This is a genomic window from Sporichthya brevicatena, from assembly GCF_039525035.1.
GTDB classification, from domain to species: Bacteria; Actinomycetota; Actinomycetes; order Sporichthyales; family Sporichthyaceae; genus Sporichthya; species Sporichthya brevicatena.
Genome location: NZ_BAAAHE010000028.1, coordinates 1 through 21,380 on the forward strand (window position 1 = coordinate 1; position 21,380 = coordinate 21,380).

A 21,380-nucleotide genomic window follows, 5' to 3' on the forward strand; every position below is an offset into this window, starting at 1 on the left:
CTCGGCGTTGCTGGGAGTGTCGGGAACGTCGAGCACAACCCCGTCGATGGCCATCACGCGCAAACCGCGATACCAGGCCCGCGGCGAACCCGGTCCCGCGATGGGCTGCGCGACACGCGAGAACAGCTCGGCCATCGGCTCCTCGCCCAGCCGGGCCCGGGCACGCGCCATGGCCCCAGTCGTCGGAACTGTCCAGTCCGAGCGCCAGGAACGCAGGAATCGCAGCCCGCCGACAAGCTTACGCATCACCTCTTCATAGGCGTCGCCATAGAACAGCGTCAGCGCGAGTACCCAGTAAACGACCACCCGAGCGGGCAGCAACCGGTTGCGTTGCTCGGTCTTGCGCGTCATCCCCAACACGTCATCGACAAGGTCTCGCGGCACGAGGCTGGTCAACACCCCAAGGCCCACCGAGTCGGTCAACCTCGGCTGATCCGACGGCTCAGCTGTCACGGCGCCGGACGTTAACGAACCATTGCCCCGATTAACAGCCGCCGCGCCGACTGCACAATCTCCCGTTCTGACTGGCCATCAGCGCTTCGCTAAGTCAGCGGCATTGGGGTCAGGCCGAGGGTGAGAAGTCGGCGCAGGTTGAGTGCGGCGGCGCGGTGGCGGAGCCATTGGTCGTTGCGGGCCACGCCGCGGTAGCGGACCTTGCGGTTGCCGCTGGCGGTAAGCCAGGCGATCGAGCGTTCGACCATCGGGCGGTGGCGGCGGTATTCGGCCTGCCAGGCCGGTTCCCTCGCTGCCTGCCGGGCGGCGCGTTGGCGGGCGTCGTGCTCGCGGATCTTGAGGGTCTTGCCGCTACGGCTTCGGGTGCACCGCGCGCGTAGCGGGCACTGCCCGCAGGCCGCCCCGAACTTGGCGTTGCCTGCTGCGCTGATCGTGCGGGTGTTTCCTGCTGGGCAGGTCGCGGTGCGGGCGGCGTGGTCGACGGTGAAGTCATCGACGTTGAACCCGCCTGGGATCGCGGCGCGACAAGGTGCGGGTTTGACCAGGTCAACGTGCCCGTGTTCGGCCAGGTGCGCGCGGAATCCCCCGGATCCGTAGGCGGAATCGGCCAGCACCCGCACCGGTTCGCTCTCGGCGGCGAGCAGGTCCAGCCCGACCCGGGCCTCGCTGACCGGCTGCCCGTCGGGCCCGGCACCGCAGGCCTTGGTCAGCGCGCAGTCGGTGATCAGGCCGGTGTCTGGTTCGGTGGCCAGGTGCGCTTTGAACCCGTCCTGACGACGCGTCACAGTCTTGTGCGCGTGGCGGGCCTCGGGATCCACGGTCGAGATCACCCGGTCCGGGGCGACCCGCTGCGCGATCCGCCACCGCCCGTCGGTGCCATCGGAGCCCTCGACCGGTTCGACATCCTGCCCGGCGACCAGGGCCAGCAGCGCCAGCGCTTCGGCGGCCTTCGGGCCGTGCTCGACCTGCGGCAGATACCCGAGCAGGCGGTGCGCGTCACCGACCAGTGCCCCGATCAGCGCCTCGCGCGCGTCCTGGTCGTCCCAGGCGATCGCCGGCTTGCCCGGATCGGCGTAATCGTGCCCGGCGCAGTGCTCGGCGATCACCGTCGCGGCGCCGGGGACCTCCCGGCCCACCCGGCGGATCGCGGCGACCAGCTGGGTGACGGTGTCCTGGGTGGCCACCGCGTCATCGAGCACCGTGGAGTCCAGCGCCCGCCGCGTCTTACCGGCCAGCGCCCCGGTCTGAGCGATCACGGTCTTGACCGCGTCGAAGATCCGCTCCGGACGCTCACTGGCCCGCAACCGGGCCCGCCACACCGTCAACGTCGTCGGATGAAACCCGCCCGCCGTGACCGCCAACCCGCACGCGGCCTTCCACCGCAAATCGAAGGTCACCGCCTCCACCGTCTCGGCATCCGAGAGCCCGTGCAACGCCTGCAACGTGATCACGGTGGCCATTACCTCGCCCGGCAGGCTCGGACGGCCCCGACCCGAGGGGAACAAGTCCGCGAACATCGCCTCCGGGAACAACCGCCCCCGATGCTCAGCCAGGAACGCGAACACACTGCCCGGCTTGAGCAGATGCCCCGCCACCGACTCCACGTCCAACAAATCCCGCTGCGGTTCAGCTCGCCCCTGCACCCACAAATCATCTCGAGACGGGCCGACCCGCCGCACGCCCGGCGCGCGGATTATTCAGCGGAGTCCTAGCAGCCGATCCCAGGTGCCATCGCGAGCCCACCGGTCAAAGCGCTTGTAGATCGTGTTCCACGGCCCGAACCGCTCGGGAACGTCCCGCCACGGAGCACCCGTGCGGAACCGCCACACGATCCCCTCGACCACCGCGCGGTGATCCAGCCACGGCCGGCTACGGCCGACTGCGACCGGCAGCAGCGGAGCGATCACCGCCCATTCCTCATCCGAGATCTCTTGCCTGACCATGACCCCGAGCCTGGCCGAACTTCCCCTCAGATCACTTGATCAACACGCCCTAGCGGCCGGTGCCCGTCGCCGGGCGGTACCAGCGGTAGGTGCCGTCCGGCCGGACGGGCAGCGGGGCGCCGTAGGCGTAGGTCACGACGACGCGGTTGTGCAACGGCGCCGTGAGCGTGACCGACACCGAGCGGCGGTAGGCCGACATCCGGCAGTTCGCCTGCCGGCTGTGTCCCTTGCGGTGCTCGACCGCCCCGATCGCCACGGCGGTCGCGGTCTCGAGGAACACCGGGGTGTAGTCGGCGCGGCAGTTCCCCTGGCCGGACGCCGCCCCGAGGAACGAGTACGTGAGCCGCCGCCCGTCCGGGCTGAGGGTGACGTCGCCCTCGGCGTCGGTGGGGACCGGCGACGGGTACAGGGCGTCGTCGGTCACCGCGAGCACGATCGCGGGCGCGACCATGCGCGGTCCGAAGGTGATCGCCCAGGCCGGGAGCGTCCGGCGACCCCGGTCGGTGTCGAACGTCCGGCGCGTCAGGCGGATCGCGCTGACGGTCACCGGCTCGGCGCTCGGGTCGGCCGTCCGGAGCTGCTCGTCGCGGAACACTCCGGCCAGGGCCCGGCGGAGCATCGCGACCGCCTCCTCGGCGGACGTGACGCCGAACCCGTCCAGGCGCGGCGGGCTGGTCGTCAGACGGTCCGGCAGGACCCAACGGCCGCGCAGCCGGTCGGGGTCCGAGCGCAGCGCGGTCGGGATCGTGACCGGGTCGAAGACCAGCAGGGGCCGCTGGGCGGCGCCCACCGGGAACGCCCGCCACGGGGCCGTGGCCTGCAGCGGGTCGGTCAGCGGGGCCTGGGTGCGGTCCGCCGGGTCGGGCATCAGCCGGGGGTCCGGGGTGTTGTCGGGCAGCGCGAGACCGAGCGCGACGAAGCCCACCACCGCCGTCGCGCCCACGGCCAGGTAGCGGTGCCGGTGCGTCCGGCGCGTCGTCTGCGTGCCCATGGTCACTTCCCCCAGCGTGCCACTCCCGTGAGGCCGGTCTGTAACCGCGACGAAACACCGGCCGGTCAGGCTGCACCCCGACAGGTGTTATCCGTGAGAATGGCGCGTATGGACAAGCAGACCGAATTCGTGTTGCGCACCCTTGAGGAGCGCGACCTGCGCTTCGTCCGACTGTGGTTCACGGACGTCCTCGGCTTCCTGAAGTCGGTGGCGATCGCCCCGGCGGAACTCGAGGCGGCCTTCGCCGAGGGCATCGGCTTCGACGGCTCGGCGATCGAGGGCTTCGCCCGCGTCCACGAGTCCGACATGCTCGCCAAGCCGGACCCGGCCACCTTCCAGGTGCTGCCGTGGCGCGCCGAGGCGCCCGGGACCGCCCGCATGTTCTGCGACATCCTTCAGACGGACGGGACGCCCAGCTTCGCCGACCCGCGGTACGTCCTGAAGCGGACGCTCGCCAAGGCCAGCGACCTGGGGTTCACCTTCTACACCCACCCCGAGATCGAGTTCTACCTGTTCGACAAGCACCCGGCGACCGGTGAGCGCCCCTCGCCGATCGATCACGGCGGCTACTTCGACCACACCATCCACGGCGCGGGCCACGACTTCCGGCGGCACGCGATCACGATGCTGGAGTCGATGGGGATCTCGGTCGAGTACAGCCACCACGAGGGTGGTCCCGGCCAGCAGGAGATCGACCTCCGCTACGCCGACGCGCTCTCGACCGCGGACAACATCATGACGTTCCGCATGGTCATGAAGGAGGTCGGTCTCGAGCAGGGCGTCTTCGCCTCGTTCATGCCGAAGCCCTTCACCGAGCACCCCGGCTCGGCCATGCACACGCACCTCTCGCTGTTCGAGGGCGACCGGAACGCCTTCTACGAGGCGGGCGCCGAGTACCAGCTCTCGAAGGTGGGCCGCGCGTTCATCGCCGGTCTGCTCAAGCACTCGGCCGAGATCACCGCGGTCACCAACCAGTGGGTGAACTCCTACAAGCGCCTCTGGGGCGGCGGCGAGGCTCCGGCGTACATCTGCTGGGGACACAACAACCGGTCCGCGCTGGTCCGCGTGCCGATGTACAAGCCGACCAAGGGCCAGTCGACCCGCGTCGAGGTCCGGTCGATCGACTCGGCCTGCAACCCCTACCTCGCCTACGCCCTGCTGCTGGCCGCCGGCCTCAAGGGCATCGACGAGGGCTACGAGCTCCCGCCCGGCGCCGAGGACGACGTCTGGTCGCTGTCGTCCTCCGAGCGCCGCGCGCTCGGCATCGACCCGCTGCCGCAGAACCTCGCCGAGGCCATCGCCCTGATGGAGCGCAGCGAGCTCGCCGCCGAGACGCTCGGGGAGCACGTCTTCGACTTCTTCCTCCGCAACAAGCGGCGGGAGTGGGAGGAGTACCGGATGCAGGTCACGCCGTTCGAGCTCGACCGGTACCTGCCGGTGCTCTAGCCCGCACCTGTCGTCAGGACCACACAAAGTTGTAGTTGCACTGTGACTAATCGGAAGTTACAGTGCAACTACGACATGAACGACGCCGGCGGCGCGGCACCCTTCACGCAGGCCCTGAGAGGGAATCGGGCGGATTCCTCCAGGGCCTGCGCCGCGCCCGGGCCCCCGCGGCCGTCACACGCGGACGTCGACAGCGGTTGTCAAAAAAAGGGTGACACCCCTTACTGCGCAGTAAGGGGTGTCACCCTTTTTTTGACATCAGCGGCGGCGGAGGCGCTGGATCGCGGACAGGACGCCGCGGGCCATCTCGGCGCGCCAGATGGCGACGAGGTCGTCGGGGTCGGCGTCGGAGCGCTTGCTCAGGGCCTCGGTGAGGTCGGCGAAGACCTGGTACTGCTCGTCGACGAACGGGGAGCGGGGCAGGCCCATCCGCTCGCGCAGCATCAGCTTGATCAGCAGCTCGGACCGGGCGTCGCGGAGATGGTCGACGGGCTGGTCGAGCCACTCGCGGGCGGCAGCGGAGCCGGCCGGGGTGACCTGGAACGGAGTGCGGCCCGGGCCGCGGGAGCCGGTCTCGAGCTCGCCCGCCTGCGCGTAGCCGGCGTCGGCGAGCTGCTCGATCGCCCGATAGACCTGCGGTCGCGACACCGACCAGGCGCGACCGAGCTCGGCCTCGGGCGAAAGCATGCGCGCGAGGGCGAAGCCGTGCGCCGGTCCTTCGACGCACAGGACGCCGAGCACGACGCGAGCATGAACCTGCAACTCCACGGCTCCAGCATTTCATCGACCGGGCCGCACTAAGTTGATCCCCGTGAGCGCGCCAGAACCGTTCCGTTCCCGAACGGCCACGACCGAGGCGCTCCTGGCCCGGATGGGGTTCCAGGATCGAGCGCAGGCGCTGCGGCAGATGGCGCTGCCGGGCCTGGACCTCGCGTCCCGTCCCGACCGGCTCGCCGCGTTCGCCGACGCCGGTGACCCCGACCTGGCCCTGGCCTCGCTGACGGCCCTCGCCGAGGTGACCGACGCCGGCGAGCTGCGCGCGGCGCTCGAGCGCTCCGAGGTCTTCCGGCGCCGTCTGATCGCGGTGCTGGGCGCCTCGCAGGCCCTCGGCGAGTTCCTGCTCCGCCACCCCGAGGACTGGCGGCTGCTGGAGAAGGACGCCGGGAACCCGGACACGCCGTACTACCTGCGCGCCGCGATGCTCGAGGCCGTCGGGGCGAACCCGGACGAGGCCGAGCCGGTGGCCGACGACGCGGGGGAGACGACCTACGACCGGCTCCGGGTCGCGTACCGCCGTTGGTTGCTCCGCCTCGCGGCCCGCGACCTGACCGGCGGGTCCGGTCTGGAGGAGGTCTCGGCCGAACTCGCCGACCTCGCCGCCGCCACCCTCGAAGCCGGGTTGGCGATCGCCCGCGCGGGCCTGCCGGACGACGCCCCGCGGTGCCGGCTCACCGTCATCGGCATGGGCAAGTGCGGGGGCCGGGAGCTGAACTACGTCAGCGACGTCGACGTCGTGTTCGTGGCCGAACCCCGGGAGATCGAGGGTCAGGGCGAACCTGACGAGGCGTCAGCGATGCGGACGGCGACGCAGCTCGCCTCGGCGATGATGAAGGCCTGCTCCGCCTCGACGGCGGAGGGCACGATCTGGCCCGTCGACGCCGCTCTGCGGCCCGAGGGCAAGCAGGGTCCGCTGGTCCGTACCCTCGCCAGTCACGTCGCGTACTACGAGCGCTGGGCGAAGACCTGGGAGTTCCAGGCGCTGCTGAAGGCGCGGCCGGTGGCGGGGGACCGCGCGCTCGGCAAGGCGTACATGGAGGCGGTCGGGCCGCTGGTCTGGAAGGCCGCGAACCGCGAGAACTTCGTCGCCGACGTCCAGGCGATGCGCAAGCGCGTCGAGGCGACGCTCACGCCCGCCGAGGCGGAGCGGCAGATCAAGCTCGGCCCGGGCGGCCTGCGCGACGTCGAGTTCGCGGTCCAGTTGCTGCAGATGGTGCACGGCCGCGGTGACGACACCCTGCACAGCGGGACGACGCTCTCCGCCCTGGCCGCGCTCTCCCAGGGTGGCTACGTCGGCCGCGAGGACGCCGCCCGGCTCGACGAGGCCTACCGGTTCCTGCGCACGCTCGAGCACCGCATCCAGCTCTACAAGCTGTGGCGGACGCACGTGCTCCCGGACGGTGACGCCGACATGCGGCGCCTCGGCCGCGCCATGGGTCTCAAGGGCGACCCGAAGGCGGAGCTCACCGAGACCTGGCGCAAGCACGCGCACGAGGTCCGCCGCCTGCACGAGAAGCTCTTCTATCGCCCGCTGCTCATGGCCGTCAGCCGCGTCTCCGAGGCCGAGACCCGCCTGACGACCGAGGCGGCGCGGGCCCGCCTCTCCGCCCTCGGCTACGCCGACCCGGCGGGCGCGCTGCGGCACCTGGAGGCGCTGACGTCCGGCCTGAGCCGGCGGGCGTCGATCCAGCGCCAGTTGCTGCCGGCGATGCTCGGCTGGTTCGCGGACGCGCCCGACCCCGACGCGGGCCTGCTGGCGTTCCGTCAGGTCTCCGACGCCCTCGGCGAGACGCCCTGGTACCTGCGCCTGCTGCGGGACGAGGGCATGGCCGCCGAGCGGCTCGCGCACCTGCTCGCCAGTTCGCGGTTCGCCGCGGAGCTGCTCCAGCGCGCGCCCGAGGCGATCCAGATGCTCGCCGACGACGCCGACCTGCGGCCCCGCGACCGCGCCGCGCTGCTCACCGAGGTGAACGCGGCGGTGGCCCGGGCGCAGAACGCCGAGGCGGCCGCCATCGCGGTCCGCGGCATCCGCCGGCGCGAGCAGTTCCGGATCGCCGCCGCGGACGCGCTCGGCCTGATCGACGTGACCGCCGTCTGTGAGTCGCTCAGCGACGTCGTCGCCGCGACGCTCGCCGGCGGGTTCGCCGCGGCCACGCGGTCGGTGGTGGGGGAGGGCGACCCCGTCGTCCGCATGGCGGTCATCGCCATGGGCCGGCTCGGTGGTCACGAGATGAGCTACGCCAGCGACGCGGACGTCATGTTCGTCCACGAGCCGATGCCCTTCGTCGAGGACAAGCCGGCGACCGACGCGGCGCACGCGATCGCCAACGAGCTGCGCCGGCTGATGCAGATGCAGGCGCCCGAGCCGCCGCTCGAGGTGGACACCGACCTGCGCCCCGAGGGCCGCAACGGTCCGCTCGTGCGGTCGCTGGCGTCGTACGAGCAGTACTACTCGCGCTGGTCGAGCGTCTGGGAGGCCCAGGCGCTGCTGCGGGCCGAGTTCGTCGCGGGTGACGCGGAACTCGGCGAGCGGTTCACGGCGCTGATCAACCCCTTGCGTTACCCCGTCGGTGGTCTGACGGAGGATCAGGTCAGGGAGATCCGGCGGATCAAGGCGCGCGTCGAGTCCGAGCGGCTGCCCCGCGGGGCCGACCCGTCGATCCACACCAAGCTCGGCCGCGGCGGGCTCGCGGACGTCGAATGGGTCGCGCAGCTCCTGCAGTTGCAGCACGGCGCGAAGATCGAGGGGCTCCGGACCACCCGGACGCTCGCCACGCTCGAGGTCGCGCGCGAGCACGACCTGCTCACCGCCGCGGACGCCGAGGAACTGACCGCGGCCTGGAAGCTCGCGACGCGCATCCGCAACGCGATCATGCTGGTCCGCGGTCGTCCGGCCGACAGCCCGCCGACCGGCGGCCGGGAGCAGTCCTCGATCGCGCGGATCCTCGGGTACCCGGTGGACGAGACCGGCCGGATGCTCGACGACTACCGCCGTGTCACGCGCCACGCGCGTACGGTCGTGGAGCGGGTGTTCTACGGGTGAGTGAGGGCCGGGGACGGCCCTGGCGGCACGCCGAGTTCCGTTCCCTGATCGCGGCACAGGTCACCGGGGAGATCGGTGACCAGTTCGCTCGCGTCGCCGTCGCCGGGATCGTGCTGGAACGGTCCGGCAGCGCCCTGTACTCGGCGCTGGCGTTCATGGTGAGCTACCTGCCCGGCATCGTCGGGTCCGTCGCCCTCGGTCCGCTCGCCGACCGGCTCCCGCGCCGCGCGCTGATGATCTGGTGCGACCTCGCCCGGGCCGTCGTGGTCGCCGTGCTCGCGCTGTCCGTCGCCACCGAGGCGCCGCTGTGGCTGCTCACCGGTCTGCTGCTGTTCGCGGAGCTCTTCAGCGCGCCCTTCGACGCCGCCCGCGCGGCGCTGGTCCCCGACGTCCTGACCGACCCGGCCGACTTCCACGCCGGCTCGGGCATCTCCCGCACGCTGTTCCAGCTGAACCAGACCGTCGGGCTCGCGCTGGGCGGTCTGGTCGCGTACGGGGCGTCGGCGCAGCTCGCGCTGTGGCTCGACGTCGCCAGCTACCTGGTCTCCGCGGTCATCCTGCTCGTCGGCGTCCAGCACCGCCCGGCGGCGCTTGCCGGGGCCCCGCGCGGCCCGGACGTCCGCGTCGCCGTGCGGTCGGTGCTCGACGACCCGGTCCGGCGGGTGTTCATCGCGCTCGGCTGGGCGGCCGGTGGAGTGCTGATCGCGCCCGAGGCGGTGGCGCTCGCCTACGCCGTCGAGCACGACTCCGAACGCATGGGCGGAGCGCTGATCGCGTCCCTGCCGGCGGGTGCCGCGCTCGGTGCGTGGCTGATCGCGCGCTACCCGCCGATCATCGCGGTCCGCATGATCCGGCCGCTGCTCGCGGCCGGCTGCGTCCCGCTGCTGCTCTCCGGCCTCGACCTCGGCGTGTACCCGACGATGGCGCTGTGGTTCGCGGCCGGCATCTGCCAGGCGTTCCTGCTGCCGATCATGGTCGTCGTGACGCTGCTGACCCCGGCCGAACGCCGCGGTGCGGTGGGCGGACTCGCGGCCGCCGGGTTCAACGCCGCGATCGCGATCTCGTTCGTGCTCGCCGGCTGGGCCGCGGACGTGTTCACCCCCGCCGACTCGGTCTTCGCCGCCGGGACCCTCGGCCTGTTCGTCCTCCTCGCCGCCCACCTCGCGTGGCCCGGCCGGGAACTGGACGCGGTCCTCGACCCCGCCCCCGCGGAGTCGAGTCAGGAGCCGTCGAGGTAGGCGAGCACCGCGAGCACGCGGCGGTTGTCGTCGTCGCTCGGCGGCAGGTTGAGCTTGGCGAAGATGTTCGCGGTGTGCTTGGCGACGGCGCGTTCGGTGACGACGAGCTTGGCGGCGATCGCGGCGTTGGAACGGCCCTCGGCCATCAGCCCGAGCACCTCGTGCTCACGGGGCGTCAGTTCGCCCAGCGGGGTCTGCCGGGCGGGGCGGGCGAGGAGTGCGGCGATGACCTGCGGGTCCATGGCGGTCCCGCCCTCGGCCACCCGGCGCACCGCGTCGACGAACTGATCGGCGTCGAGCACGCGGTCCTTGAGGAGGTACCCGATCCCGCCGTTGCCGTCGGCCAGCAGCTCGCGCGCGTAGAGCTGCTCGACGTGCTGGGACAGGACGAGGATCGGCAGCCCGGGCGTGTGCCGCCGCGCCTCGAGCGCGGCCTGCAGGCCCTCGTCGGTGAGCGTGGGTGGCAGCCGGACGTCGACGACCGCGACGTCGGGCTTCTCCTCGCGCAGCGCCGTGACCAGGTCGGGCCCGTTGTCGACGGCCGCCGCGATCGTGAACCCGTAGGCCTCGAGCAGCCGGATCAGACCGTCGCGGAGCAGGAAGAGATCCTCCGCCAGCACGACCCGCATCCGTTCACCCTAGCTACCGGGCGGCGGCGGGAACCTCCATCGTGATCAGCGTCGGGCCGCCGGCCGGGCTCGCGAGATCGATCCGGCCGTCGAAGGTCGACAGGCGCTTCGCGACCCCGGCCAGCCCGGTGCCGCGGGTCGGGTCGGCGCCGCCGGAGCCGTCGTCGCCGACGGTGATGCGCAGCGTCTGCCCGTCGTGGCCTAGATCGATCCAGATGCGGCTGGCGCGGGCGTGCTTGATCGCGTTCGTCAGGGCCTCGGAGACCGCGAAGTAGGCCGCGGACTCGACGGGGTCGGGCAGTCGCGTCGGCAGGGTGACGGTGACCTCCGTCGGCACGGGGGAGGCGAGCGCCAGCGCGCGGACCGCGTCGCCCAGACCACGCTCGGCGAGCACCGGCGGCAGGATGCCCCGCACCAGGTCGCGGAGTTCGTTCAGTGCGGCCACCGAGGCCGTGCGGGCCTCGGCGATCATCGCCTTCGCGCGTTCGGGGTCCGAGTCCATCAGGTGCTCCGCGGCCCCGAGGCTCATGCCCATCGCGACGAGGCGGGCCTGGGCGCCGTCGTGGAGGTCGCGCTCGATCCGGCGGATCTCCGCGGCCGAGACGTCGACGGCGGCGCTTCGGGTCTCGGTCAGTTCACTCACCCGGCGCAGGGCCTGCTCCTTCGTCGGGGCGAGCAGGCTGCGGGTGATCGCGCCACTCAGGCGCAGCGCGTACGGCGCGAGGGTCAGGCCGAGCAGGACGAAGGAGGTGCCGAGCAGGCCGGCGCCGAACGCGCGCGACCAGCTGGTGACCTTGATGAAGGCGTACCACTCACCGCCGCCGCTCTCGTAGATCGGCCGCCAGACCCCGGCGCTGAGCACCCAGCCGTAGATGCCCTGCCCCACGACGGCGACGGGCAGCAGGGCCAGGGCGAAGCCGAACGTCGCGGACCACAGGAGCCAGAGCAGGTCCCGCCAGGTCGCCGGGTCGCCGAGCACCCAGCCCGCCTTGCGGACCGGCCCGCCGAGGATCGGCGCCGGCTTGTAGGGCCGGTCGACCGCGCCGCCGAACCAGGTCGGCCCCAGCCGCCGCACGAAGTCGATGAACGAGCGGTTCAGCATCGCGACGAGCGGGACGACGAACAGCCCGATGCCGAGCGCCGGAATCAGCGCCAGCGACACCACGGTGAGGACGAACAGGAACAGTGCGACCGGCGGCACGAGCACGGCCAGCGCGAGCAGCCGCAGGGTGGCGAAGCCGCCGCGGCGGGCGAAGTCGGCCGCCGTCGGCTCGGTGGTGGTGGGCTGCGACATGACTCCAGCATCGTGCCCCGGGCGGAGCGAAGCACTGGCCCCGACACCCGGATTCCGGGGTGTACCTGAGTACACCCTCGGCCGGGACCTTCCTCCCGCGGATACGGGTGGTGGACGGCTGGGGGCGAGCAGCGGATTTCCCGAGCATCGGTGGAGGGCGGTTCCGGACGGGCCGTCAGAGTTCGTTGAAGGGATCCGCGAGATGAAGACGCACGGGGGCGTCGCCGCCCGTCTGGGTGGCTGGAGCGCCCGCCACCGCAAGTCGGCCATCGCCGGCTGGTTGCTGTTCGTCGTGTTCGCCACCCTGCTCGGGGGCATGGTCGGGCAGAAGGAACTGGCCGACCACGAGATCGGTGCGGGGGACTCGGCGCGGGCCGAGCGCATCCTGGCCGAGTCCGGGATCGAGAACCCGGCCTCCGAGCTCGTCCTCCTGCACAGCGTCGAGCCCGACGGCTGGCGGGCCGCCGCCGGCGAGCTGACCGGGAAGCTGCGCGAGCTCGCGCAGGTCGCCTCGATCGACGAGACTCTGCCCTCGGCCGACGGCCGCGACGGGCTCGTCCGGTTCGACCTGGCGGGGGACTACGACACCGCGGTCGAGGAGAAGAACGCACAGCCGGTGTTCGACGTCGTCGACGCCGTGATCGCCGGGCACCCCGAGCTGGAGGTGCACCGCGTTGGGGACGCGACCGTCGAGAGCTGGTTCACCGAGATCATCGCCAAGGACTTCGCGAAGGCGGAGTGGACGGCGGTCCCGCTCGCCCTCGGCATCCTCCTCGTCGCCTTCGGCGCCCTGGTGGCGGCGGTGATCCCGGTGCTGCTCGCGGTGACCGCGTTCGTCGCGGCCCTCGGCCTGCTCGGGGTGGTCAGCCAGCTCGTGCCGGTCGAGGAGGCCACCGCGTCGGTGATGCTGCTGATGGGCCTCGCCGTGGGTGTCGACTACGCCATGTTCTACCTGCGCCGCGAGCGCGAGGAGCGTGCCGCCGGCCGGGACGCCGAGACCGCGCTGGCGATCGCCGCCCAGACCTCGGGGCACTCGGTCCTCGTCTCGGGCCTCACGGTCATGGCGGCGATGGCGGGCATGTTCTTCACGGGCCTGTCGTTGTTCGAGGGCTTCGCCGCCGGGACGATCACGGTCGTCTGCGTCGCGATGCTGGGCTCGGTCACGGTGCTGCCGGCGGTGCTCTCCCTCCTCGGCGACCGTGTCGAGGCCGGGCGCCCCGCGTCCTGGGCGCGGAAACTGACGCGACGTCCGGCCCGGACCCCGAGCGGCCGCGGCGGGCGTTGGGTGGGCACCGTGCTGAAGCCGGTGACGGGGCGCCCGAAGGCGGCGGTCGGTCTCGGCGTGGGTGCGCTGATCCTGCTCGCGCTGCCGGCGGTCACGATGAACACCGAGGAGCTGGACGTCGAGCAGCAGGCGCCCGGTGCGCCGATCGCCGTGGCGTACGGCGAGCTCACCCGTGCGTTCCCGACCGGTCCGCTGCCGGCGCAGGTCGTCGTCAAGGTCGCCGACCCCGCCGACCCGCGCGTGGATCAGGCCCTCGCGGCCTTCCGTGACCGGGTCGGAGCCTCGGACAGCTTCGGGCAGCCGGTCGAGGTGACGACCCATCAGGACCAAGGCATCGTCACGATCGACGTCCCGCTCGCCGGCGACGGTGGAGATGACATCTCCAAGGCGGCGCTGAACGAGCTCCGGAACGAGGTCGTGCCGGACACCCTCGGCGCCGCGGCGCTGGGGGAGGGCGCGGAGGCGTACGTCGGCGGGATGCTCGCGTCGAGCGTCGACTTCGACCACCAGCTGCGCAAGGGGCTGATCCCGGTGCTGCTCGGGCTGGGCCTGATCACCTTCGCGGTGATGGCGTTCGCGTTCCGCTCGTGGGTCGTCGGCGCGACCTCGCTGGTGCTCAACCTGCTCTCGGTCGGCGCGGCGTTCGGCGTCATGACGGCGGTGTTCCAGCACGGCTGGGGGGCGGGCCTGTTCGGGACGCAGGGCGTCGGCGCGATCGAGGCCTGGATCCCGATGTTCGCCTTGGTGATCCTGTTCGGCCTGTCGACCGACTACCACGTCTTCGTCGTCTCGCGGATCCGCGAGGCGGTGGAGGACGGCATTGACACCACCGCCGCCGTCCGGCACGGGATCACCCGCACCGCCGGCGTGGTCACGAGCGCCGCGGCGATCATGGTGGCCGTGTTCGCGGTCTTCGCGACGCTGTCGATGATGGACTTCAAACAGATGGGGGTCGGCCTCGCCGCCGCGGTCGCGATCGACGCCACGCTGATCCGCATCGTCCTGCTGCCGGCCGTCATGACCCTGCTCGGTGACCGCAACTGGGGCCGGCGCCGGCCGGTCCGCCCGGTCGCGCCGGTCGTGGGTGAGGTCCTCGACCCGGTCTACGGACAGCCGGTGTCGCTGACGCGCTGAGGAGCCCGAACACGCGAACGGCCCCGCCGGGGAAGGTCCCGGCGGGGCCGTTCGGTCGTTGCGGGTGCGTCAGTCGGTCTGCTGGTCGTCCACGACCTCGCGGTCGCCGACCGCCTCCTTCAGGTCCACGTCCGTGTAGGCGAACCGGGCGAGGGCCGGGCACACGGCGTTCGGCTGCTTCGGGTCGCTGCCCTCGAAGACCGCGATGCGGATGACTTCCTTGGCGTAGACCACCTTGACGCTGTCGAGGACCGAGCACGGCTCGACCCCGGACATGAAGTAGATCCGCACGGTGTCGGAGTCGATCATCTCGTAGCGGTCCCACGTGATCCCGCGGACGTTGGCCTGACCGGCCTTCGGCGTCAGGGCGACTGCTGGGGCGTCCCCGCGCATCTTGCCCGCGGGAGCGTCCGGCGGGGTGCCGGGGTCGGCCTTGCCGCCGGACGTGCTGCTCTTGGTGTCCGCGTCCGGCGCGCCGTCCGCGATCTGACGGTCACCCAGGTCCTCGGACAGGTCGACCTCGACGGCCTTGAGCTTCGCGATCTCGATGCAGACCGCGTCGGGCTGCTTCGGGTCCGAGCCGGAGTACAGGCTGATCGTGACGTTCTTGGCCCCGTACTTCACCTTCACCGAGTCGAGCACGTCGCACGGCTCGACACCGCCGTAGAAGGTGACGAGCACCTTGCGCGGGCTGAGCGACTCGGCCTTCTCCCAGACCACCGGGCGCAGGTTGTCCATCCCCGGGCGCGGCTTCACGATCTCGGGAGTCCCCTCCTCGGGGGTGTCCGAGCCGGGCATCGCGTCGGAGCTCGCCGGGGCGTCCTGCGCGGTGTCGCCGCCCGCGGGCGCGCTGGTTCCGCCGGCGTCGTTCGCGGCCTCGACCTTGTCGTCGTCGCCCCCGCACGCACCGAGCATCAGCATCAGGCTGACCCCGGCTGCCGCGACCATCCGCTTCATCGCTTGTCCCTCCCGTAACGGCCGCGCCCATCCTGACGCTTGCGCCTTCCTGGCACGAGGACGCCACGGGGGTGCGTTTCGTTCACCGACGTCGCCGATCCGTGACGCGCCGGGTGGCGAACGGATCGATTCCGGGACGGATCGGGCGCTGCTCGGGCGGGGTTCAGGCGTGGAGCGAGTTCAGCATCGCGACGAGGTCGGCCTCGATGCGTTCCTTCTCCAGGCCCAACCCGGACAGGACGCCGGAGCCGTTCTCGCTCTCGAGCAGGGCGAGCAGCAGGTGCTCGGTCCCGATGTAGTTGTGGCCGAGGCGCAGCGCTTCACGGAACGTCAGCTCCAGGGCCTTCTTCGCGTCGGAGTCGAACGGGATCAGCGCCGGGCTCTCCTCCGCGGCCGGGGGGAGCACCGCCGTCGCGGCCGCCCGGACCGCGTCGGCGTCCGCGCCGTAGGTCTTCATCGCCATCATCGCCAGGCTCTCCGGCTCGGACAGCAGTCCCAGGACCAGGTGCGCCGGGGTGATCTTGGTGTTCTTCGCCTTGTGCGCCTCGTTCTGCGCGGAGACCACGACGTTGCGCGCCCGCGGGGTGAACTTCGCGAACCCGGCGCTCGGGTCCATGTCCGCCGGCGTCGCGGGCTCCTTGGGCACGAACCGCTTCTGAGCGGCCTGCTTCGAGACGCCCATCGCCTCGCCGATCTGCGTCCACGACGCCCCGGACCGGCGGGCCTGGTCCACGAAGTGCCCGATCAGGTGGTCGGCGGTCTCGTTCAGGGTCTGCGCCGCCAGCACGGCGTCGGTCAGCTGCTCCAGCGGGTCCTCGTGGACCTGCTTGATCGCGTCGATGAGTTCGTCGAGCCGGACGGGTGGGTCGAGCTTGGTCGGCTTCGTCATGCCCCGAGTCAACCTCGAGTTGACGCTATCGTCAACCACGAGTTGACGCCTGCACTAAAGATGTCATCTCCAGTGCAGAGGGCCGCCTGCACTGGAGATGACATCTCTAGTGCAGGGCGGGTCAGCGGACGATCGTGATCCGGTCGCCGGACTGCAGGTGGGACAGGATCGTCACGAGTTGGGCCTTGGTGATCGAGACGCAGCCGGCGGTCGGGCCCTTCCCACTGTTGACGTGGAGGAAGATCCCTGAGCCCCGCTTGCGGACCCGCTTGTCGGGGGCGCGGTTGAAGTTGAGAACGACGACGTGGGCGTATTGCTTGCCGAAGTCGAGGAGGCGCTCGGAGCCGTTCGCGCCACGGGTCGTGACGGCGAACCCGCCCTGCTTCTCGTTGCGCAGGTGGTTGTAGTACTTCGAGTTGTTGTCCTGCACCCACCAGTCGCCCTTGCGGACCCGGTGGTACGGCAGGGCGGTACCGGGATTCGGGGCGATGCCGAAGGCCTCGGTCATCGTGTAGGTGCCGGTCGGGGTCGTCAGCGTGCCCTGGCGGCGGGTCTTGCCGCTCATGACGCCGTTCGCGCCCAGCCAGGCCTTCCGCGTCCCGACGACCTTGGTGAACCCGCACGGGGTGTCGTCCCGGACCCAGAAGGTCAGGCGGGCCCGCTGGCGGCTGATCTGGTCGACGACCGTCCGCGTCTTCTCGGTCGCGGGCACGGTCATCGACACCCCGCCGAGCTTGACCTTGCAGGTCTGCCACACGGCCGCCGGGGCGGCGGGCGCGGGCGCCGCCACCGGGGTCGCCGGCGCGTTCGGGGCCAGGGCGATCGCGAGCGCCACCGACAGGCCGATCGACCCGGATACCGCCGTCCTGCGTCGCATGGGCGGATTCTTGCAGGCGCGAACCCGGATTGTCTGGCGTAGCGTCGCGGCCATGACGGAGCAGATCAGCCGATTCGGCCACGTGGAGCTCGACGACCTGCCGGAGGACCTGCGGGAGCGGATCGCCCCCATCGCGGAGAAGTCGGGGTTCGTGCCCAACGTCTTCCGTGCGCTGGGGACGCGTCCACGCGAGCTGCGTGCCTTCCTCGACTACCACGACGCGCTCATGGACTCCGACGAAGGACTGTCCCGCGCGGAGCGGGAGCTCATCGTCGTCGCGACGTCGGCCGCGAACAACTGCACGTACTGCGTCGTCGCGCACGGGGCGGTGCTGCGGATCCGGGCGAAGGACCCGCAGATCGCCGACCGCGTCGCGGCGAACCCGTACACGGTCGCGCTGACCCCGCGTCAGCGGGCGATCGTCGACCTGGCGCTGATTATCGCCACCGCGTCCGACCAGCTCACCGCCGACGATCTCGATCTGGCCCGGGCCGCGGGGCTGACGGACGACGAGATCTGGGACATCGGGGCGATCACGGCCCTGTTCGCGATGTCGAACCGGCTGGCGCACCTCGGGGCGATCGAGCCGAACGACGAGTTCTTCGCGATGGGCCGTCTGCCGCGCTGATCGCCCGCTCGGCGCCCGGTCCCGCGCATTTCGGCCCCGGCGGACGTAAGGTCTTCGCCGTGGATTCCTCGGTTCTGCGCGCGGCGACGCGCGACGCGTTCAAGAAGGTCGGCGTGCACACCCCGGGCTGGGAGGACCCCCGCCCGGGCGGTGAACCCCCGGACGACGCCGACTTCGAAAAGTGCGACGACCCCGCCAAGTTCCGGATTCTCGCCGCCCGCGCCGAGGCTTGGTGCGAGGCGCTGACCCAGACGGGTCTGGCCGAGCGGGAGAACCTGGAGCCGGCCGACGAGCTGTGGCAGGAGCTCCCGGAGACGCCGCCGGACATCCGCATCGTTCGGCTGCGCCCGAAGAAGGCCGCCTCCGTGCCCCTGGTGTTCGGCTTCGGCTGGCTGATGGGCGAGCCCGAGGCGTACGTCGTCGTCGGTGCGGGGGAGCCTGCCGCTGTCATCTCGCTGCAGCCCCAGTGCGCTTGCGACGCCTGTGACATCGGGTCGGACCTGCTGCTCCAGGACTTCGACGACATCGTCATGAACATCGTCAGCGGCCAGCTCGTCCACGTGACGGCCGACCAGTTCACCATCCACACCTCGCCGCAGGGCCCGGTCGTCGACGGCCAGCTCGCCGGTCAGACCACCTCCGACCTCGAGCAGCTCTTCGCCGACGTCCGCGCCGGCAAGTCCCAGTACCCGTCGGTCTACGGCGCCCGGTGGTGGTGACGGGCCCGCAGCCTGGCCGGTGCGTCGGCCGGTGCGTCAGTCCGTGAGGAAGTCGCCGATCGCGGCGGCGAGCTCGGGGCGGGTGACCGCACCCATGTGGGTGCCCGGGATCGGGAGAAAGTAGCCCTCGCCGAGGGCGTCGGCGAGGCCGGGGCCCGAGCCGTTGTCGTCCTCGGTCCCGAGGATCACGGCGGTGGGCACGTCGATCGCCGCGAGGTCCGCGGGGGAGTTGGCGACCTGCGTGTCGACGACGTGCACCAGTGCCTTCGGGTCCCCGCCGGTCGTGCGGAGGAACGCCTGGGTGAGGAACTCCGGCGTCCCGTGCGGGTAGGCCTCGGTCGCGGTGAGGACGTCGACGAAGTGCTGGCGGTTGCGCAGCGGGTGGAGCATGCCGTCGAGGCCCATGCCGGCGACGATCGCCCGCCGCGGCCGGGCCCCGCGCACGAGCATCCGCACGACCGTCCGCGCCCCGAGGGAGTACCCGCCGAGGTCGTAGTCGGTCAGCCCGAGGTGCTCCAGGAGCGCCTCGCCGTCCTCGGCGAGCACGTCCGGGTAGTACGCCGACGCCTCGTGGGGCTTCGCGCTCTCCCCGTGGGCCCGCAGGTCCGGCATCACCACCCGGAACCCGCGCTCGGCCAGCGCCGCCGCGTGCCCGTACTTGATCCAGTTCACGAACCCGTTCGAGAAGAACCCGTGGATCAGGACCAGCGGCCGCCCATCACCCACCTCCCGGTACGCGAGCTCGGCACCGTCACGGCCTCGGAAGTGCTGCACGGGGAGATCCACACGCTCATTCTCCCCGTCAGGCCTGCTGCACTCCCCACAGGAGTGCGACGTGGGAGGCGTCGGTCCCGCAGCACCCGCCGAGGGTGGTGACGCTCGGCAGGGTCGCGAGCAGGGCCTCGGTCGAGGACCGCAGCAGGGGGCGGTCGCCCTCGTCGAGAATCTCCATCGCATCGAGCTCCTCGTGGGTGAGGGTCGACGCGTTCGGGCGGAACGTCGTGATCCGCTGTTGCCAGTCCCCGCCGTCGAGGCCGGGGGAGACGTGGGTCGGGTGCGCGCAGTTGACCCCGAACCAGTCCGGTGCGGCCGCCGCGTCGACCGAGGCGACCGCAGCGCTCAGGGGCGTGCCGTCAGGCAGGCGGCCGTCGGTCTCGACGGTGAACGAGATGCCGACCGGCAGGCCCGCGGCGCGCGCGGCGCGCACGATGCCGATCGCCTCAGCGGGGCCGGTCATCGTCATGGCGTGCACGACGTCGACGCCGGCGGCGGCGAAGGCGTTGATCTGCGGGGCGTGGTACTCCGCCGCCTCGTCCGCCTCGGTGCCCGCGGCGACGTAGCCGTCACCGCGCGGACCGATGGAGCCGCTGACGCGAAGCGGAACGTCCGTGGGTGTGCTGCGAACGAGATCGACCGCGGCCTGGTTGACCCGGTCGAGCGCCGCCGCGTCGTAGCCGACCTTGGCGCCCCAGTCCGCGTTCGCCCGCCAGGTGGGTGTCTCGAGCACGAGCCCGGCGCCGGCCGCCGCGGCGATCGCGGCGTACTGCACGAAGTAGTCGGTGAGCAGTTTTCGGCCGTTCGAGTCCTCGACGAGAGGGAACGCCGCGAACTCCGGGAGGTCGACCCCGTGATGGAACAGCAGGTCGGTCTCCAGTCCGCCGTCGGTGACCCACTGCAGCATCTTCGTCTCCCTTGAGTCGTTCCAGACTGTTTGGTCTGGTTAGGTAGCGGGGTCATTCGTACCAGACCGTCTGGTCTGGTTCAATGGATTAATGCCCCGCGACGGAACAGCCACCAAGGAGCGGATCCTCGACGCCGCCGAGAAACTCTTCGAGACCAACGGCATCGCCGCGACGTCCGTGGACCAGATCATCGAGGCCTCGGGCACCTCGAAGGGGTCGTTCTTCCATCACTTCGCCACCAAGCGGGCGCTGTCCCAGGCGCTGGTCGAGCGCTACGTCGAGGCCGACCTGTCGATGCTTCAGAAGGGCCTGGACGCCGTCGCCGACGTGACCGATCCGGTCGAACGCGTCCTCGGGTTTCTCCGGTACTACGAGCAGTGGGCGGTCGAGCTCGTCTCCGCCGACTCGGCCTGCCTCTACCTCGCGGTGCTCACCGAGAAGGACCTCCTCGACGACACCACCTCCGGTGCCGTCGAGCGCGCCATCGTCGGCTGGCGCGTCGAGTTCGCGGCGCTCCTGCGCGCTGCTCTCCGGGCCCGCGGCCTGGGCCGGAAGGTCAACGCCGACGACCTCGCCGACCACCTGTTCGCCACCTTCGAGGGCGGCTACCTGCTCTGCCGCACCTTCCGCTCCGCCGACCCGATGCGGGGTCAGCTCCGCGTCTTCCGCCAGCTGGTGGAAGGTCTTATCGCGTGACGAGCGATCTCCGTGCGCGGCTCCGCGCCGACCTGGTGGCGGCGATGAAGGCGAAGCCCGAGGTCGTCAGCGCGCTGCGCACCACGCTGGCCGCGATCGACAACGCCGAGGCGATCGTCGCCGCCCACGCCGCCGGCCGCCGGGCCGAGGCCGCCGCCCTCCAGGTCTACCTTCCGGCCTGACGGTGCCGTAAGGCCTGCACTGGAGATGACATCTCCAGTGCGGTCACTCCCGCGGCAGGACGCAGAACTCGTTGCCGTCGGGATCGGCGAGCGCCGCCCAGTCGACGTCCCTGTCCGATGTCGGCGTGGCGCCGAGAGCGAGGAGTCGCTCGACCTCGAGCGCGACGGTGGCGCCGGCCGGGACGAGCGTCCGGGCCCGTGGGCTTGGTCTCCCAGCCCAGCAGCCCGCCCCAGAGCCGGGCCAGCCGCGGGTCGTGGGTGTCGAACGTCAGCGCCAGCAGGTCGCAGACCATTGCCAGCTCGTCGACGTGGCGCAGCAAGGAGTCAAACCAGTACCGTGCGGCTTCGGGTCACGGCCCGCGGTCGGGGTTGTCCTCGTCGGGTGGGAGTTTGAGGCCGTCGCGGACGAGTTGCCAGTGGGCGTTACGTCTCGGGCGTTGTTCGGGGTCGACCCCAATGCCGCTGACTTAGCGAAGCGCTGATGGCCAGTCAGAACGGGAGATTGTGCAGTCGGCGC

General features: G+C 71.6%; 19 protein-coding genes and 2 pseudogenes. 8 read left to right on the forward strand and 13 right to left on the reverse strand.

The features are described from left to right. The 4 genes and pseudogenes from ABD401_RS16755 to ABD401_RS16770 all read right to left on the reverse strand — a co-directional run. The coding region (locus ABD401_RS16755) for a transposase domain-containing protein (RefSeq protein WP_344606786.1) at positions 1-453 on the reverse strand (453 nt) is incomplete at its 3' end. Positions 454-542: 89 nt separating this feature from the next. Then, on the reverse strand, positions 543-2,096 hold the full coding sequence (locus ABD401_RS16760; RefSeq protein WP_344606788.1) for an IS1182 family transposase: 1,554 nt from the start codon (positions 2,094-2,096) through the stop codon (positions 543-545). A 66-nt stretch (positions 2,097-2,162) separates the two neighbouring features. Then, positions 2,163-2,396, reverse strand: a pseudogene (locus ABD401_RS16765) (transposase); the annotation flags it as partial. Positions 2,397-2,445: 49 nt separating this feature from the next. After that, entirely contained in the window at positions 2,446-3,387 is a 942-nt protein-coding gene (locus ABD401_RS16770; protein WP_344606790.1) for a hypothetical protein, read from the reverse strand. A gap of 108 nt (positions 3,388-3,495) precedes the next feature. On the opposite strand from ABD401_RS16770, the gene glnA reads away from it, so the two are divergent. After that, a complete protein-coding gene (gene glnA / locus ABD401_RS16775) occupies positions 3,496-4,833 on the forward strand; it encodes a type I glutamate--ammonia ligase (RefSeq protein ID WP_344606792.1) in 1,338 nt (445 codons plus the stop codon). Between the two features lie 258 nt (positions 4,834-5,091). On the opposite strand, the gene ABD401_RS16780 is transcribed toward glnA, so the two are convergent. Further along, on the reverse strand, positions 5,092-5,601 hold the full coding sequence (locus tag ABD401_RS16780) for a PadR family transcriptional regulator (RefSeq protein ID WP_344606794.1): 510 nt from the start codon (positions 5,599-5,601) through the stop codon (positions 5,092-5,094). A 43-nt stretch (positions 5,602-5,644) separates the two neighbouring features. On the opposite strand from ABD401_RS16780, the gene ABD401_RS16785 reads away from it, so the two are divergent. Both ABD401_RS16785 and ABD401_RS16790 read left to right on the forward strand, forming a co-directional pair. Beyond that, positions 5,645-8,653, forward strand: a complete 3,009-nt coding sequence (locus tag ABD401_RS16785) for a bifunctional [glutamine synthetase] adenylyltransferase/[glutamine synthetase]-adenylyl-L-tyrosine phosphorylase (RefSeq protein ID WP_486387614.1) — start codon at positions 5,645-5,647, stop codon at positions 8,651-8,653. Further along, positions 8,650-9,891: an MFS transporter gene (locus ABD401_RS16790; protein WP_344606796.1), complete on the forward strand. Its 1,242-nt coding sequence runs from the start codon at positions 8,650-8,652 to the stop codon at positions 9,889-9,891. The genes ABD401_RS16785 and ABD401_RS16790 overlap by 4 nt, the downstream gene beginning before the upstream one ends. Here the strand turns inward: ABD401_RS16790 and ABD401_RS16795 are convergent. Both ABD401_RS16795 and ABD401_RS16800 read right to left on the reverse strand, forming a co-directional pair. Continuing rightward, entirely contained in the window at positions 9,873-10,520 is a 648-nt protein-coding gene (locus ABD401_RS16795) for a response regulator (RefSeq protein ID WP_019877772.1), read from the reverse strand. The genes ABD401_RS16790 and ABD401_RS16795 overlap by 19 nt on opposite strands. A 13-nt stretch (positions 10,521-10,533) precedes the next feature. Then, positions 10,534-11,814: a sensor histidine kinase gene (locus ABD401_RS16800; RefSeq protein WP_344606799.1), complete on the reverse strand. Its 1,281-nt coding sequence runs from the start codon at positions 11,812-11,814 to the stop codon at positions 10,534-10,536. Between the two features lie 202 nt (positions 11,815-12,016). On the opposite strand from ABD401_RS16800, the gene ABD401_RS16805 reads away from it, so the two are divergent. Then, positions 12,017-14,233: an MMPL family transporter gene (locus ABD401_RS16805; RefSeq protein ID WP_344606801.1), complete on the forward strand. Its 2,217-nt coding sequence runs from the start codon at positions 12,017-12,019 to the stop codon at positions 14,231-14,233. A gap of 69 nt (positions 14,234-14,302) precedes the next feature. Here ABD401_RS16805 and ABD401_RS16810 read toward each other — a convergent pair whose 3' ends face one another. The 3 genes from ABD401_RS16810 to ABD401_RS16820 form a co-directional block, all read right to left on the reverse strand. Beyond that, complete coding sequence (locus tag ABD401_RS16810; protein ID WP_344606803.1) at positions 14,303-15,190, reverse strand: hypothetical protein; 888 nt, start codon at positions 15,188-15,190, stop codon at positions 14,303-14,305. Between the two features lie 163 nt (positions 15,191-15,353). Further along, positions 15,354-16,079, reverse strand: coding sequence for a Clp protease N-terminal domain-containing protein (locus ABD401_RS16815; RefSeq protein ID WP_344606805.1), 726 nt, complete (start codon positions 16,077-16,079; stop codon positions 15,354-15,356). A 121-nt stretch (positions 16,080-16,200) separates the two neighbouring features. Beyond that, positions 16,201-16,956 (reverse strand): L,D-transpeptidase family protein, encoded by a 756-nt coding sequence (locus ABD401_RS16820; RefSeq protein WP_344606807.1) that lies wholly within the window; start codon positions 16,954-16,956, stop codon positions 16,201-16,203. Between the two features lie 52 nt (positions 16,957-17,008). On the opposite strand from ABD401_RS16820, the gene ABD401_RS16825 reads away from it, so the two are divergent. Then, entirely contained in the window at positions 17,009-17,584 is a 576-nt protein-coding gene (locus ABD401_RS16825) for a peroxidase-related enzyme (RefSeq protein ID WP_344606809.1), read from the forward strand. A 59-nt stretch (positions 17,585-17,643) separates the two neighbouring features. Then, complete coding sequence (locus ABD401_RS16830) at positions 17,644-18,303, forward strand: DUF6226 family protein (protein ID WP_344606811.1); 660 nt, start codon at positions 17,644-17,646, stop codon at positions 18,301-18,303. Between the two features lie 36 nt (positions 18,304-18,339). Here the strand turns inward: ABD401_RS16830 and ABD401_RS16835 are convergent, their stop codons facing one another. Further along, positions 18,340-19,077 carry an alpha/beta fold hydrolase gene (locus ABD401_RS16835; protein WP_344606813.1) on the reverse strand — a complete coding sequence of 246 codons (738 nt, stop codon included), beginning with the start codon at positions 19,075-19,077 and terminating at the stop codon, positions 18,340-18,342. Positions 19,078-19,105: 28 nt separating this feature from the next. Beyond that, positions 19,106-19,984 carry a homocysteine S-methyltransferase family protein gene (locus ABD401_RS16840; RefSeq protein WP_344606815.1) on the reverse strand — a complete coding sequence of 293 codons (879 nt, stop codon included), beginning with the start codon at positions 19,982-19,984 and terminating at the stop codon, positions 19,106-19,108. A 91-nt stretch (positions 19,985-20,075) separates the two neighbouring features. Between ABD401_RS16840 and ABD401_RS16845 the strand changes: the two genes are divergently transcribed. Both ABD401_RS16845 and ABD401_RS16850 read left to right on the forward strand, forming a co-directional pair. After that, on the forward strand, positions 20,076-20,681 hold the full coding sequence (locus ABD401_RS16845) for a TetR/AcrR family transcriptional regulator (RefSeq protein ID WP_344606817.1): 606 nt from the start codon (positions 20,076-20,078) through the stop codon (positions 20,679-20,681). Continuing rightward, the gene (locus tag ABD401_RS16850) at positions 20,678-20,863 is read left to right on the forward strand and encodes a GatB/YqeY domain-containing protein (protein ID WP_344606821.1); all 186 of its coding nucleotides are present in this window, start codon (positions 20,678-20,680) and stop codon (positions 20,861-20,863) included. The genes ABD401_RS16845 and ABD401_RS16850 overlap by 4 nt, the downstream gene beginning before the upstream one ends. A gap of 43 nt (positions 20,864-20,906) precedes the next feature. Here ABD401_RS16850 and ABD401_RS16855 read toward each other — a convergent pair. After that, positions 20,907-20,981: pseudogene (locus tag ABD401_RS16855) on the reverse strand (VOC family protein); the annotation flags it as partial. Positions 20,982-21,380: the final 399 nt, after the last annotated feature.